The sequence below is a fragment of the Streptomyces sp. NPDC043896 genome, assembly GCF_056435605.1.
The window spans coordinates 253332-266690 of the sequence record NZ_JBWKEE010000005.1 but is presented as its reverse complement, the minus strand read 5'-3'; the positions used below and the strand labels follow the sequence as shown (position 1 = coordinate 266690).

General features: G+C 71.7%; 15 protein-coding genes and 2 tRNA genes. 4 read left to right on the top strand and 13 right to left on the bottom strand.

Annotation, left to right across the window (positions count from 1 at the left end):
* Position 1: 1 nt before the first annotated feature.
* The 4 genes from AC069X_RS09565 to AC069X_RS09550 form a co-directional block, all read right to left on the bottom strand.
* Positions 2-640, bottom strand: coding sequence for an aminodeoxychorismate/anthranilate synthase component II (locus AC069X_RS09565; RefSeq protein ID WP_478726783.1), 639 nt, complete (start codon positions 638-640; stop codon positions 2-4).
* A complete protein-coding gene (locus AC069X_RS09560) occupies positions 637-813 on the bottom strand; it encodes a hypothetical protein (RefSeq protein ID WP_030011120.1) in 177 nt (58 codons plus the stop codon). The genes AC069X_RS09565 and AC069X_RS09560 overlap by 4 nt, the downstream gene beginning before the upstream one ends.
* A 103-nt stretch (positions 814-916) precedes the next feature.
* Positions 917-1642, bottom strand: coding sequence for a class E sortase (locus tag AC069X_RS09555; RefSeq protein ID WP_478726781.1), 726 nt, complete (start codon positions 1640-1642; stop codon positions 917-919).
* Positions 1611-2387 carry a DUF881 domain-containing protein gene (locus AC069X_RS09550; protein ID WP_478726779.1) on the bottom strand — a complete coding sequence of 259 codons (777 nt, stop codon included), beginning with the start codon at positions 2385-2387 and terminating at the stop codon, positions 1611-1613. The genes AC069X_RS09555 and AC069X_RS09550 overlap by 32 nt, the downstream gene beginning before the upstream one ends.
* A gap of 92 nt (positions 2388-2479) precedes the next feature.
* Here AC069X_RS09550 and crgA point away from each other — a divergent pair, with 92 nt between their 5' ends.
* Entirely contained in the window at positions 2480-2734 is a 255-nt protein-coding gene (gene crgA, locus AC069X_RS09545) for a cell division protein CrgA (RefSeq protein ID WP_388932855.1), read from the top strand.
* A gap of 129 nt (positions 2735-2863) precedes the next feature.
* Here the strand turns inward: crgA and AC069X_RS09540 are convergent, their stop codons facing one another.
* Positions 2864-3736 carry a rhomboid family intramembrane serine protease gene (locus AC069X_RS09540; RefSeq protein WP_478726777.1) on the bottom strand — a complete coding sequence of 291 codons (873 nt, stop codon included), beginning with the start codon at positions 3734-3736 and terminating at the stop codon, positions 2864-2866.
* Between the two features lie 108 nt (positions 3737-3844).
* Positions 3845-4372, bottom strand: a complete 528-nt coding sequence (locus AC069X_RS09535) for a peptidylprolyl isomerase (RefSeq protein WP_478727018.1) — start codon at positions 4370-4372, stop codon at positions 3845-3847.
* A gap of 175 nt (positions 4373-4547) precedes the next feature.
* Here AC069X_RS09535 and AC069X_RS09530 point away from each other — a divergent pair, with 175 nt between their 5' ends.
* Positions 4548-5234: a DUF5324 family protein gene (locus tag AC069X_RS09530; RefSeq protein WP_478726775.1), complete on the top strand. Its 687-nt coding sequence runs from the start codon at positions 4548-4550 to the stop codon at positions 5232-5234.
* 69 nt (positions 5235-5303) lie between these two features.
* Here AC069X_RS09530 and AC069X_RS09525 read toward each other — a convergent pair whose 3' ends face one another.
* Together AC069X_RS09525 and AC069X_RS09520 are read right to left on the bottom strand one after the other, a co-directional pair.
* Complete coding sequence (locus AC069X_RS09525) at positions 5304-5807, bottom strand: LysM peptidoglycan-binding domain-containing protein (protein WP_478726774.1); 504 nt, start codon at positions 5805-5807, stop codon at positions 5304-5306.
* 220 nt (positions 5808-6027) lie between these two features.
* Positions 6028-6100: transfer RNA gene (locus AC069X_RS09520), tRNA-Ala, on the bottom strand.
* Between the two features lie 161 nt (positions 6101-6261).
* On the opposite strand from AC069X_RS09520, the gene AC069X_RS09515 reads away from it, so the two are divergent.
* Both AC069X_RS09515 and AC069X_RS09510 read left to right on the top strand, forming a co-directional pair.
* Complete coding sequence (locus tag AC069X_RS09515) at positions 6262-6810, top strand: helix-turn-helix domain-containing protein (RefSeq protein ID WP_478726773.1); 549 nt, start codon at positions 6262-6264, stop codon at positions 6808-6810.
* A 31-nt stretch (positions 6811-6841) separates the two neighbouring features.
* Positions 6842-8062, top strand: a complete 1221-nt coding sequence (locus AC069X_RS09510) for a serine/threonine-protein kinase (RefSeq protein WP_478726771.1) — start codon at positions 6842-6844, stop codon at positions 8060-8062.
* Here the strand turns inward: AC069X_RS09510 and AC069X_RS09505 are convergent.
* The 5 genes from AC069X_RS09505 to gyrA all read right to left on the bottom strand — a co-directional run bounded on the left by AC069X_RS09505 (position 8059) and on the right by gyrA (position 13330).
* The gene (locus AC069X_RS09505; protein WP_478726769.1) at positions 8059-9423 is read right to left on the bottom strand and encodes a hypothetical protein; all 1365 of its coding nucleotides are present in this window, start codon (positions 9421-9423) and stop codon (positions 8059-8061) included. The two genes, AC069X_RS09510 and AC069X_RS09505, sit on opposite strands and share 4 nt — an antisense overlap.
* A gap of 146 nt (positions 9424-9569) precedes the next feature.
* On the bottom strand, positions 9570-9704 hold the full coding sequence (locus AC069X_RS09500; RefSeq protein ID WP_208809277.1) for a DLW-39 family protein: 135 nt from the start codon (positions 9702-9704) through the stop codon (positions 9570-9572).
* A 145-nt stretch (positions 9705-9849) separates the two neighbouring features.
* Positions 9850-9923, bottom strand: a tRNA-Ile gene (locus tag AC069X_RS09495).
* A 95-nt stretch (positions 9924-10018) separates the two neighbouring features.
* A complete protein-coding gene (locus AC069X_RS09490; protein WP_478726767.1) occupies positions 10019-10714 on the bottom strand; it encodes a DUF3566 domain-containing protein in 696 nt (231 codons plus the stop codon).
* Between the two features lie 3 nt (positions 10715-10717).
* On the bottom strand, positions 10718-13330 hold the full coding sequence (gyrA, locus tag AC069X_RS09485; protein ID WP_478726766.1) for a DNA gyrase subunit A: 2613 nt from the start codon (positions 13328-13330) through the stop codon (positions 10718-10720).
* Positions 13331-13359: the final 29 nt, after the last annotated feature.

The following is a 13359-nucleotide window of genomic DNA, read 5'->3' as shown; positions in this document are numbered from 1 at the left end:
GTCACGCGACGGCCTTGCCCACCACCGGCGCCAGTCCCACCGACCGCTCGACGGCTCCGGCGTCACCGCAGCGCACGAGCCAGTTCGCGAGCATCCGGTGGCCCCACTCGGTCAGTACCGACTCGGGGTGGAACTGGACGCCCTCCACGTCGTGCTCCCGGTGGCGCAGGCCCATGATGATCCCGTCCTCGGTCCGCGCGGTCACCTCCAGCACGCCGGGCAGGGTCTGCGGCTCGGCCGCGAGCGAGTGGTAGCGGGTCGCGGTGAAGGGCGACGGCAGTCCGGCGAAGACGCCGAGGCCCTCGTGGACCACGGGCGAGGTCTTGCCGTGCAGCAGCTCCGGCGCGCGGTCCACGACGCCCCCGTAGGCGACGGCCATGGACTGCATCCCGAGGCAGACGCCGAAGACGGGGACCCCCGTGGCGGCGCAGTGCCGGACCATGTCGACGCAGACGCCCGCCTCTTCCGGCGTACCGGGGCCGGGGGACAGCAGGACGCCGTCGAAGCCGTCCTGGGCGTGCGCGAGCTCGACCTCGTCGTTGCGCAGCACCTCGCACTCGGCACCGAGCTGGTAGAGGTACTGGACCAGATTGAAGACAAAGCTGTCGTAGTTGTCGACCACCAGAATGCGCGCGCTCACGGAGTGGCTCCCGATCCCTCGTCCACCGTCACATCGTTGAACGGAAGGAGCGGCTCGGCCCACGGGAAGACGTACTGGAACAGCACGAACACCACCGCCAGGACCAGTACGAGAGAGATCAGCGCCCGCACCCACGCGTTGCCCGGCAGATGCCGCCAGATCCAGCCGTACATTCCGTCTGTTTCCTTCGTCGTCCACGTTCGTTCCTCGTACCGCGGGGGCGGTACCGCAACAGCCTACGGGCCTGGGGCCCCGCGGCGGGGGTCAGCCGGGCAATCACCCGCTCCCGGCGGGGGCCGCGGGCCGGGTTCCGGTCAGCTCCGCCCAGACGACCAGCCGGTGGCTGTGTCCCCATTCGGGGTCGCAGGTGGTCAGCGTGAGGTACTTGCCCGGGGTGGCGAAGGGGGAGCGGCGGGGCACCGGGTCGACCACCCCGGTCTCGGTGGGCAGGATGCGCAGCGGCGCGGCCCGGACGGTGTACGTGTACCAGCCGGTGGCGTCGCGGACGGTCACGGTGTCCCCGGGGCGCAGCTCGGGGATGTCCTTGAAGGGGTCGCCGTACGTGCGCCGGTGCCCGGCCACCGCGAAGTTGCCGTCGCCGCCGGGGCGGGCCGAGCCGGTGTAGTGGCCGAGGCCCTTCTTCAGGGGCTCGGGGTCCGTGCCCTCCAGGACCGGCCTGCTCCAGTCCGCGCCGAAGCGGGGGACGTACATCTCGGCGAAGGCCCGCCCGTGCGGGTAGGGCGCCGGTGCCGGGGGCGTGGAGGGGGCCGCCGGGGTGCCGGACGCCGCTGCGGGGTCCGCCGCCGGGGCCGCGGCGAAGCCGGCGCGCAGGCGGCCGCGCTCGGCTTCCATGGCCCGGTCGGCCTTGACCCCGGTCCACAGGAGGACGTACGCGACGAACAGCACGATCAGCGTCCCGGCCGTCAGGCACACCTCGCTGAACGTCCGCACCACCAGGCGCAGTACGACGTCAGGACGCGGCGGACTCCAGCGGCTTCGCATAGTGGAGGTCCACTGTGCCGGAGTAGCCGGGAAGTGTCAGCCGCTTCTCCTCGTCCACTTTCCAGCCCAGCCCGTACGCGTTGACGTACAGCTGGTAGTTCTGGATGGCGGGGGAGGCCGCGAGTGCCTTGCGCAGCGCGCCCGGGTCGCCGACGGCGGACACCACGTAGGGGGGCGAGTACACGCGGCCCTGGAGGATCAGGGTGTTGCCGACGCAGCGCACCGCGCTGGTGGAGATCAGCCGCTGGCCCATGACCTCGATGCCCTCGGCACCGCCCTGCCACAGGGTGTTCACCACGGCCTGGAGGTCCTGCTGGTGGATCACCAGGTCGTTGGGCTGCGGTTCGGGGACGCCGGGGACGCGGGCGGTGGCGTTCGGCGGCGCGTCGTTGAGGGTGACCGTCAGGCCCCGGCCGGTGAGCTCCTCGGTGCCGGAGGCGGCGCGCAGGGCGGCGAGGCGGGCCTCCTCGGCCTTGGTGCTGCCGTTGTCGCGCTCGGCGAGGGCGTCGACCTGGGCGCGGGCGGCGGCAGCGGTCTTCTCCAGCTCGGCGTTCTTGGCGCTGCGCTCGTGGATGAGGTCGGACAGCTTCAGGAGTGAGGCGTCCGTCCGGATGTTCGTACCCTTGGAGGTGTTGAAGCTGGTGACGAAGATGAGCCCGGCGAGGGCGAAGACGGCGGCCGTCAGCAGCCGGACGGGCCTGGCCCGGCGGCGGCCACCCGTGGAGGAGTCGTCGGAATTGCTCAACGTACCCTTCTCCTTCAACGCCAGAGGTCCACTACGCTAACGGACGCCCGGGGCAGGCAAGGTCCCCCAGCGCATCGACAGGAGAGCCCCTCGTGCCGAAGTCACGTATCCGCAAGAAGGACGACTACACGCCGCCGCCGGCGAAGCAGGCGCAGGCGATCAGGCTGACGAACCGCAGCTGGGTCGCCCCGGTCATGCTGGCCTTCTTCCTCATCGGACTCGCGTGGATCGTGGTCTTCTACGTGACCGACACCCAGCTGCCGGTGGAGGCGCTGGGCAACTGGAACATCGTGGTCGGCTTCGGCTTCATCGCGGCCGGTTTCGGCGTCTCGACACAGTGGAAGTAGCGCCGGGCACGATACCCGGATAGCCGAGCGGCGCAAGCTCTCCCCATGAGTTATCCACAGCGTCATCCACACCTGAGGAAAAGACAGAAGATCTGTGGATAACTCTGTGGAGAGTTGACGCCGGTGTGATCAGGTGAGTTCGGCCGTACGGACCACGATCAGCACCACGGCCAGCAGGAAGACCGTCGCGCAGGCCGCCACCTGGACGAACGCGCGCCTGCGCCCGGTGGCGGGCGCGAGCAGTCCCAGCGCGACCAGCGCCCCGGTCACCAGGCCGCCGATGTGCGCCTGCCAGGAGACCGACAGGCCGCCGAACGGCACGAAGGTGATGAGCAGCATCAGCCCGAGCGTGACCAGGACCGGCCGCATCTCGTAGCGGAGCCGGCGGGCGAGGACCACGGTGGCGCCCAGCAGGCCGCAGACGGCGCCCGAGGCGCCGAGGGTCGGCGTGTTCGGAGCGGTCAGCAGGTAGACGAGCGCGCTGCCGCCCAGCCCGGACAGCAGGTAGAGCGCCAGGTAGCGGACGCGCCCGAGGGCCGCCTCCAGCGGACCGCCGATCACCCACAGGGCGAGCATGTTGCCGAAGATGTGCCACCACTCGACGTGCAGGAACACCGAGGTCAGCAGCCGGTGGTACTGCCCTGTGGAGATCCCCTCGACGGGCGCCCCGTAGTACTCCACGTAGCGCCCGAGCAGCTCCAGCCGCACCGCCAGACCCGGCGCCGCCAGCACGGCGAGGAAGACCGCCGCGTTGATCCCGATGAGGATCTTGGTGATGAGCTGGGGATCGGCGGCCACCAGCCCGCCCGCGACCGTGCGCGGGGCGTTGGCCGCGGCGGAATGCCCGGTGCCCGAGCCGCCCCGGACGCACTCGGGGCACTGGAAGCCCACCGAGGCGCTGATCATGCACTCCGGGCAGATGGGCCGCTCACAGCGGGTGCAGCTGATGCCCGTGTCGCGGTCCGGGTGGCGGTAGCAGCCCGGCAGACGGTCGGTGTCCATCGGTCCCCTCGGTCGGCGGCGGGGGCAGGGCTCACGCCCCGCCGGTCCGGTACACATCGAGTACGGACGGGCGGGGCTCAAAGGTTCCCGCCCCGCCGCCCCGGCGGGTCAGCGTCGCTCGATGGAGACCGACTGGATGATCACGTCGTCCAGCGGCCGCTCGGTGCGCGGGTTGGTCGGGCCGGACGCGATGGCGTCGACGACCTTGCGGCTGGCCGCGTCGGTGACCTCGCCGAAGATGCTGTGCTTGCGGGTCAGCCAGGCCGTGGGGGCGACGGTGATGAAGAACTGCGAGCCGTTCGTGCCCGGGCCGGCGTTGGCCATGGCCAGCAGGTAGGGCTTGGTGAACGCCAGGTCGGGGTGGAACTCGTCGGCGAACTGGTAGCCGGGGCCGCCGGTGCCGTTGCCGAGCGGGTCGCCGCCCTGGATCATGAACCCGCTGATGACGCGGTGGAAGACGGTGCCGTCGTAGAGCGGGGCGGTGGTCTTCTGGCCGTCGGTGGGCCGGGTCCACTCCCGGGCGCCCGTGGCGAGCTCCACGAAGTTCCGGACGGTCTTCGGAGCGAAGTTCTCCAGCAGCTCGATCTCGATGTCGCCGTGGTTGGTCTTCAGGGTGGCGTAGAGCTTCTCGGCCACGGATCTGCCTTCCATAGTCATCACTGTCGGGGCCGATCCTCGCACGGCGGGCAGAACGCCACGGAAATCCTCCACCCGTATGCCCTGTCACGCATGCGCGGGCGGCGCTGCGGCAGGCATGATCCGACAAAGGGTGGAAAGGTGAACTGTGTCCGCCACCGAGGAGGAGGATCCCGTGACCCGCAAGGACAGCGTGCGCCTGGCCGCCGAGAACGCCAGGGACGCCGTGAAGCACGCAGCGGAAGTGGTGGCGCCGTACGCAGAGACCGCCATGGACGCGGCCGCGCACTACGCGCACGAGGCGAACGAGCGGCTGGCGCCGAAGGTCTCCCACGCGGCCGGCCAGGCCTCGCTGCACGCGCGCTCGGCGTACGACAACCACCTTCATCCGAGGATGGTGGCGGCCCGTACGCACGTGCCCCCCACCGTGGACCGCGCCGCGGTGAAGGCCGTCCACCAGACGCGCCTCGCGGCGCGCCACGCGGCCGACTACACGGCGCCCCGGTTCGAGAGCGCCCTCGCGGCGAGCCGGCCGGTCGCCGAGGAGGCAGCGTCCCGGTCGACGGCGGCCCTCGCGGCGCTGCGCGGCCAGGTGTCCGCGAAGGAGGTGCACCGGCTGGTGCGGCGCCACGAGCGGCGGGCCCGCTGCGGGCGCTGGGTCAAGGGCGCCGCGCTGGCCGGGCTGCTGGCGGGCGCCGCCTACGCGGCGTGGAGGTGGTGGGACCAGCAGTCGAACCCGGACTGGCTCGTCGAGCCCCCGGCGGCCACGGAGCTCTCGGCGCAGGACGCGCCGCCGGCCTCCTTCGACGACGAGCTGGCGGCGAAGGAACGCGAGTCGAGCGGCGGCGGCCAGGACACCTGAGCCGGCCGGCACGGACGAGGGGCCCGGATCCACGACGGAATCCGGGCCCCTCGTGCGTCACGCGGCGGCCTATCCCGGCAGGGTCAGCACCATCCCCGGGCGGATGAGGTCCGGGTTGGAGCCGACCACGCCCCGGTTCATGGCGTACAGCTCGCGCCAGCGGGCCTCGTTGCCCAGCTCCCGGCGGGCGATCGCGGACAGCGAGTCCCCGGGCTTCACCGTGTACGTGCGCTTCTTCGCGGCCGCCGCCGGCTTCGGCGGCACCGTCTTCGGCGGGACCGGGACCGCCTTGTGCGCCGCCGAGGTGGGGCTCGGCGCGGCGGGCGCCATGTGCCCCGGCGCGGCCGGCGGCGGCTTGGGCTTGGCGGAGGCCGCCATGCGCTCGGCGGCCGCCCTGGTGGCGGACGCGGCGTCCGTGTAGGAGTCCGCGTACCTGGAGCCCGTCTCGGAGCCCGTCTTGGGCCCCGCGGCCCCGGGCGCCGCCCCGGCCCGCTGCTCCATCTGCCGTTTCGCCTTCTCGGCGGCCTCGTGTTCCTTCTTCTTGTCCGACTTCAGGAAATCGAAGAGTCCCATGTGCGTGCGCCTCCGGCGTGGTGTCGCCCCCTGGCCTCATTGCCTTCCCCCACTGTCGGCCACCATCCGCCGTACGGCCGGGTGACTGGGCCGTACGGGGGACCCCGGCCGCCGTCGGGCGGCCGCCTCCGGAGCCCCGCGCACCGCCGGGGTCCGCGTACCGGGCGGACGAAAAAGACCCCCTGGCCGGCGTTTCCGCTGGTCAGGGGGTCTTTCGATGTGGAGCCTAGGAGATTCGAACTCCTGACATCTGCCTTGCAAAGGCAGCGCTCTACCAACTGAGCTAAGGCCCCGAGCAACCGGACGCGGACGCTCCCCAGAAAGGAGTGTCCGTTCCGCAGGACAGAGTACCCGGTGCACCCCCGCATCCCGCAAAATGATAGGGACTCCCGCCTCGCGACCACGCTCCGTAAGATGCTCGCGAGGTTCGCACCAGCGAAGGGGAGTAGGAAGAGTGGACGCAGTACAGCAGGAGGCCACGGCCAGAGCCCGGGAACTCCAGCGCAGTTGGTACGGGGAGCCGCTCGGCGCGCTGTTCCGGCGGCTCATAGATGACCTCGGTCTCAACCAGGCCCGCCTTGCTGCCGTGCTCGGGCTTTCGGCGCCGATGCTGTCCCAGCTGATGAGCGGGCAGCGCGCCAAGATCGGCAACCCGGCCGTGGTCCAGCGGGTCCAGGCCCTCCAGGACCTCGCGGGCCAGGTGGCGGACGGCAGCGTCAGCGCCGCCGAGGCCACCGACCGGATGGACGAGATCAAGCACACCCAGGGGGGTTCCGTCCTCAGCAACAGCGGCCAGACCACCACGAGTTCCGGCGCGCCCACCGTCAAGCGGGTCGTCCGCGAGATCCAGTCGCTGCTGCGCTCCGTCGCGGCGGCCGGCGACATCATCGAGGCGGCGGACACCCTCGCACCCAGCCATCCGGAACTGGCAGAGTTCCTCCGGGTCTACGGGGCGGGCCGCACCTCCGAGGCGGTCGCCCACTACGAGGCCCACCAGAACTGACGGACACGGGTGACGGGGGAGGGGCGCGGTCATGGGTGAGGTCTTCGCCGGCCGGTACGAGCTGGTCGATCCCATCGGGCGGGGCGGCGCGGGCGCCGTCTGGCGCGCCTGGGACCAGCGCCGGCGGCGGTACGTCGCCGCGAAGGTCCTCCTGCAGAGCGATGCCCACACCCTGCTGCGGTTCGTGCGCGAGCAGGCCCTGCGCATCGACCACCCGCACGTCCTGGCCCCGGCCAGCTGGGCGGCGGACGACGACAAGGTCCTGTTCACCATGGACCTCGTGGCCGGCGGCTCCCTCGCCCACGTGATCGGGGACTACGGGCCGCTGCCGCCCCGCTTCGTGTGCGTACTGCTCGACCAGCTGCTGTCCGGGCTGGCGGCGGTGCACGCGGAGGGCGTCGTCCACCGGGACATCAAGCCGGCCAACATCCTGATGGAGGCCACCGGAACCGGGCGGCCGCACCTGCGGCTGTCCGACTTCGGCATCTCCATGCGCAAGGGCGAGCCCCGGCTCACGGAGACCGACTACGTCGTCGGCACGCCCGGCTACTTCGCCCCCGAGCAACTGACGGGCGCCGAGCCCGACTTCCCCGCCGACCTGTTCGCCGTCGGCCTGGTCGCCCTGTACCTCCTGCACGGCCGCAAGCCCGACTCCCACGCGCTGGTGGAGCAGTTCAGGGCGCACGGCGTCCCCGAAGCCCCCGAAGGCGTCCCCGCGCCCCTGTGGGGCGTGATCTCGAACCTCCTGCACCCGGACCCCGGAAGCCGGTTCCGGACCGCCACAGGGGCGCGCAAGGCCCTTGCCGAGGCCGCCCAGTTGCTGCCCGCGCCCGCCGCGGGCGAGGAGCCGGTCGAGGTGTTCGACCAACTCGGGCCGCTTCCCGCCGGTTTCGGCCCCCAGGGGCCGGCGGGCGCCCCCGCGGCGGCCCCCGCGGCGGCTGCCGCGACGGCCCCCGCGGCTCCGGCGGCCCCGGCGGGTTTCGGGCCGCCGCCGCTCGCGTACGGGCCCGCGGAGACCGCCGCGACCCCGGCGACGGACGGCTTCCACCTGGCGCCGCCGACCGCCACCCCGGCGACCCCGCCGACACCGGCGGCCCCGTTCGGCCAGGGCTCCGTCACCGCCCCGGTCGCCGCCGCGCCGCCCGCCCGCGCCGGCGGGATCGCCCCGCCCCCGGCGAAGGTCACCGCCGGCATCGTCACCGCGGCCCTGCTGTGCTTCGCGGTCGGCGTCTGGGCCCTGACGCAGCTTTAGCGGGTGCGGGCCCCGCCCCGGCGGGCCAGCAGGAACCAGCCCCCGAGCACGAGCAGCAGCACCGTCCCCGTCCCGAAGCCGGCCCCGGCCACGACCCGCATGACCGAGGCGGTGTCCCGCGCGGCCGCCGCCTCCGGGGCGGTGAGGCCCTCCTTCGCGGCGGTGCGGTCGGCCTCGCCGACGCCGAACCCGGCGGCCGCCAGGCTCTCCCGGTACCCCGGGCCCTTGGCCGGGCCGCCGGTCACGTCCAGCCGCAGGGTGAGCGGCACCGGGGTCGCGTCCTCGGTGAACTCCCCGACCTTCGCGCCCAGGGTGACGGCGACGTAGTACCACCCCGCGACCCGCACGGGCCGTACCTCGCTCACGCTGGAGAAACGGTTCTCGTACGCCACCGGCGCGGTCTTCGGCAGCGTCACGGCCGCCTGCTTCCCGTCGTACGAGGTGTCCTTGGACTCCACCGGCCCCCGGTACGGGCTGTACAGCGCCACGGTGAGCCCGTTGGAGGCGGAGCCGTAGTCCTTGGTCAGCCGGGCCTTGGCGATCTCGGCGCCGATCCCGAGCTGCTGCCCCCAGTCCAGCGGCACCCGGTAGAACCGGGTCTGTCCGGGGCGCAGGTCGTCCCGCCACACCCCGGGACCCAGGGCGCGCGCGTCGTTGAAGCCGGTGCCGCCCGTACGGGCCACCGGGTCCGTGCCGGGCAGGGCCGGGGAGGCCGAGGGCCGGACGCTGGGCGCGGTGGTCGGGGCGGTGCCGGCGGCCGGGGCCGGCTCGCGCATGACGAGGAGCTCCACCGGCCAGGCCGCCTGCGCGGAGTCCTTGCCCGCGCTCCGGGTCACCTTCGCGTAGTACGTGCCGGCGGACTGGCACTCGGCGTCCTCCTGGAGCCGCCGCTGCCCCACCGCGCCGAGCGGCACCGCGTCGTAGCCGAAGGAGGCGCGGCCGGCGTCCGGGCAGGACCGGCCCCCGCTGGTCATGATCTCGACCTCCAGGTCGTCCCCGTAGCCGACCTTCGCCCCGGCGGGCGGCCGCAGCACGGCGGAGACGTACACGCTGGACGCGTCGTCGAGGCCGAGCCGGTAGACCCGCTCGCCCGGGGCGAGGGTGTCCTCGTAGAAGGTGCCGGCCTCCAGGAGCGGGGCGTCCGCCGTCGAGGGCCTGCCCTGGACCTGCTTGGCGCCCTCGGCCCGGCGGTACTCCGGCAGCGGCTGCCCGGAGCCCGGGGAGCCGGCGGAGGGCCCCGCCGAGGGCCCGGCGGCCGGCACCGCGTACGCGGCCCCGGGGAGCCATGCCAGCCACGCCACCAGCCCCAGGGCGGCCGCCCCGGCCAGCGGCACCCGTCGCGTCCGACCCACCCGAACCATCACACCCACCCCGAATTCGCTACCGCAATCCACATCTTCGCGAACCCGAACTCCTCACGGGGGAACGGGTCCACGGACCGCCGCCAGGACGGCACGAAGCCCCGGCAGCAGCGGCGGCCGGGGCTTCGTGGAATCAATCGTGGGGCTCACACACCGGAACCAGAGGGCACGGAGTCGGTTGCCTCCGTCCACAGGTCCTGCTCGGCGCGGTCCGCCTGGATCTGGCGGTACACGAGGAGCCCGCCGATGGCGGCCAGTGCGACCAGGAGCAGCTTCTTCACGGCGCGACCTCGTCTTTCGTAGACGTTGGGGACTTCTGGCGGCCAACAATACACACCGACCGATACCGATCGGTTACCTGGGAGCCCCCCGGACGGCCCAACGAAGAAGACCCCCAGGCCGTGGCCTGGGGGTCTTCCTACTCTGTGGGGCTAACAGGATTTGAACCTGTGGCCTCATCCTTATCAGGGATGCGCTCTAACCAACTGAGCTATAGCCCCTCCGCGCCTGCGCGCTGACTCCTGAAGATTAGCGCACAGACGCAGTGGAACCCAAATCCGCTCCCGCGGGGCTTTCCCGCAGGTCAGTCAGCGGGTCATTCGTCCTCGGCCAGCGTGAGCTCCACGCCGCCCACGAAGCCCGCCGACAGGTTGTAGATGAACGAGCCCAGCGTCGCCAGCGCCGTCATCAGCACCACGTCGATCACCGCGATCACCGAGGTGAAGATCAGCACGCGCGGCAGCGACAGGAACGACTGGAGGTCGAACCCGTTGCTCTCGTTCGAGCCGGTGGCCTCGCTGATGGTGCCGCCGACGGTCGAGAAGATGCCCATGGCGTCCATGACCATCCACAGCACGGCCGCCGCGACGATCGTGCACAGGCCCAGCGCGATCGACAGCAGGAAGCTGACCTTCATCACCGACCACGGGTCGGCCTTGGCCACCCGCAGCCGCGCCTTGCGGGTCCTGGGGGCCGTACGGACCCCCGGACGGGCCCCGCGCTGCGCACCCGGGCCCGAGGGCGCCGCGTAGGCCTGCGGGGGCTTCTGGGGCTGCGGCTTGGCCTGCGGCTTGGGCTGCGCCTTGGGCTCCTGCCCGCCCTCGTCCTTGACCAGGCTCTCGGCCCGGTCCTTCGGCTTGTCCCCGGCCTGGTCCTTCGCCTTGGTCTGCGCCTTCGGCTTGGGCTCCGGTTCTCGGGTGTCCGTCACGGTTCCCCCCTGGGAGTCCGCGGCGGGGCCACGGGCACCGTTCGCTCCAGTCTTGGCCGGTCCGGCGCCCGTGGCTCCACTCACGACTTACTCCTCGTGCTCCCCGACCGAGGGCTCCGTGCCCTCGGCCGCCCCGGCGGCCGGTGCGTCGCCCGCCGGAGCCTCGATCTCTGACTCGATCTCGTCGGCCTCGTCAGTTTCCTGACCTGCCTCGGCGTTACGAGCGATGCCGACCACGGCATCGCGCTTGCCCAGGTTGATCAGCTGGACGCCCATGGTGTCACGGCCGGTCTCCCTGACTTCGTTGACGCGCGTACGGATCACACCACCGCCGAGCGTGATGGCGAGGATCTCGTCCGACTCGTCGACCACCAGCGCGCCGACCAGCGAACCGCGGTCCTCGACGATCTTCGCCGCCTTGATGCCGAGACCGCCACGGCCCTGGACGCGGTACTCGTCCACGGCCGTCCGCTTCGCGTAGCCGCCGTCGGTGGCGGTGAAGACGAACGTACCCGGCCGGACAACGCTCATCGACAGCAGTTCGTCACCCTCGCGGAAGCTCATGCCCTTCACACCCGAAGTGGCACGGCCCATCGGGCGCAGCGCCTCGTCGGTCGCCGTGAAGCGGATCGACTGCGCCTTCTTGCTGATGAGCAGCAGGTCGTCCTCGGCGGACACCAGCTCCGCGCCGATCAGCTCGTCGTCGCCGCCGCCCTCCGTCTCCCGGAGGTTGATCGCGATGACGCCGCCCGACCGCGGGGAGTCGTAGTCCTTGAGCGCCGTCTTCTTCACCAGGCCGCCCTTGGTGGCCAGGATCAGGTAGGGCGCCGCCTCGTAGTCGCGGATCGCGAGCACCTGGGCGATCTTCTCGTCCGGCTGGAAGGCCATCAGGTTCGCCACGTGCTGCCCGCGCGCGTCGCGGCCGGCGTCCGGGAGCTCGTACGCCTTGGACCGGTAGACGCGGCCCTTGTTCGTGAAGAACAGCAGCCAGTGGTGCGTGGTGGACACGAAGAAGTGGTCGACCAGGTCGTCCTGCTTCAGCTTCGTGCCGCGCACGCCCTTGCCGCCGCGCTTCTGCGAGCGGTAGTCCTCGGTCTTGGTGCGCTTGACGTAGCCGCCGTGCGTGATCGTGACGACGATGTCCTCTTCGGCGATCAGGTCCTCGATGGACATGTCACCGTCGAAGGGCACCAGCTTGGAGCGCCGGTCGTCGCCGTACTTCTCGACGATCGCGGCCAGTTCCTCGCTGACGATCGAGCGCTGCTTCTCCGGCGAGGCCAGGATCGCGTTGTACTCGTTGATCTTGGCCTGGAGCTCGTCGTGTTCGGCGACGATCTTCTGCCGCTCCAGCGCCGCCAGGCGGCGCAGCTGCATCTCCAGGATCGCGTTGGCCTGGATCTCGTCGATCTCCAGCAGGCCCATCAGGCCCTCGCGCGCGATCTCGACCGTGTTGCTGCGCCGGATGAGGGCGATGACCTCGTCGATCGCGTCCAGCGCCTTGAGCAGGCCGCGCAGGATGTGGGCCCGCTCCTCCGCCTTGCGCAGACGGAAGCGCGTGCGCCGGACGATGACCTCGATCTGGTGCTGCACCCAGTGGCGGATGAACGCGTCGATCGACAGGGTGCGCGGCACCCCGTCCACCAGCGCCAGCATGTTCGCGCCGAAGTTCGTCTGCAGGTCGGTGTGCTTGTACAGGTTGTTCAGCACGACCTTGGCGACGGCGTCGCGCTTCAGGACGATCACCAGGCGCTGGCCCGTGCGCGACGAGGTCTCGTCGCGCACGTCGGCGATGCCGCCGATCTTGCCGTCCTTGACCAGGTCGGCGATCTTCTGCGCGAGGTTGTCGGGGTTGGTCTGGTACGGGAGCTCCGTGACCACCAGGCACTGGCGGTTCTGGATCTCCTCGACCTCGACCACCGCGCGCATCGTGATGGAGCCGCGACCGGTGCGGTACGCCTCCTCGATGCCCTTGCGGCCCACGACCAGGGCACCGGTCGGGAAGTCAGGGCCCTTGATGCGCTCCAGGAGCGCGTCGAGCAGCTCCTCGTGCGAGGCGTCCGGGTGCTCCAGCGCCCACTGGGCACCGGCCGCGACCTCGCGCAGGTTGTGCGGCGGGATGTTGGTGGCCATGCCGACCGCGATACCGGCGGAGCCGTTGATCAGCAGGTTCGGGAAGCGCGCCGGCAGGACCGTCGGCTCCTGGTTGCGGCCGTCGTAGTTGTCCGTGAAGTCGACGGTCTCCTCGTCGATGTCCCGGAGCATCTCCATGGCCAGCGGCATCAGCTTGCACTCGGTGTAGCGCATCGCGGCCGCCGGGTCGTTGCCCGGGGAGCCGAAGTTGCCGTTGCTGTCGACCAGCGGCATGCGCATCGACCACGGCTGGGCCAGGCGGACCAGGGCGTCGTAGATCGAGGAGTCACCGTGCGGGTGGTACGTGCCCATGACGTCGCCGACGACGCGGGCGCACTTGTAGAAGCCCTTCTCGGGCCGGTAGCCGCCGTCGTACATCGCGTACAGCACGCGCCGGTGGACGGGCTTGAGGCCGTCCCGTACGTCGGGCAGCGCACGCGAGACGATGACGGACATCGCGTAGTCGAGGTAGGAGCGCTGCATCTCCGTCTCGAGCCCGACGGGCTCGATGCGCAGCTGCGGCTGCTCCTCCGCGGGGTTCTCGGCGGTGGGGGTGGTTTCGTCGGCCATTGCCGGTCAGAAATCCTTTCGGGCGGTCA

Bases quoted from the DNA above. Each gene is read 5' to 3' on its own strand.
- AC069X_RS09560 (WP_030011120.1), bottom strand. From the start codon at position 813: ATGTACGGCTGGATCTGGCGGCATCTGCCGGGCAACGCGTGGGTGCGG.
- AC069X_RS09555 (WP_478726781.1), bottom strand. From the start codon at position 1,642: ATGCGAAGCCGCTGGAGTCCGCCGCGTCCTGACGTCGTACTGCGCCTG.
- AC069X_RS09540 (WP_478726777.1), bottom strand. From the start codon at position 3,736: ATGGACACCGACCGTCTGCCGGGCTGCTACCGCCACCCGGACCGCGAC.
- AC069X_RS09525 (WP_478726774.1), bottom strand. From the start codon at position 5,807: ATGGGACTCTTCGATTTCCTGAAGTCGGACAAGAAGAAGGAACACGAG.
- AC069X_RS09510 (WP_478726771.1), top strand. From the start codon at position 6,842: ATGGGTGAGGTCTTCGCCGGCCGGTACGAGCTGGTCGATCCCATCGGG.
- AC069X_RS09505 (WP_478726769.1), bottom strand. From the start codon at position 9,423: ATGGTTCGGGTGGGTCGGACGCGACGGGTGCCGCTGGCCGGGGCGGCC.
- gyrA (WP_478726766.1), bottom strand. From the start codon at position 13,330: ATGGCCGACGAAACCACCCCCACCGCCGAGAACCCCGCGGAGGAGCAG.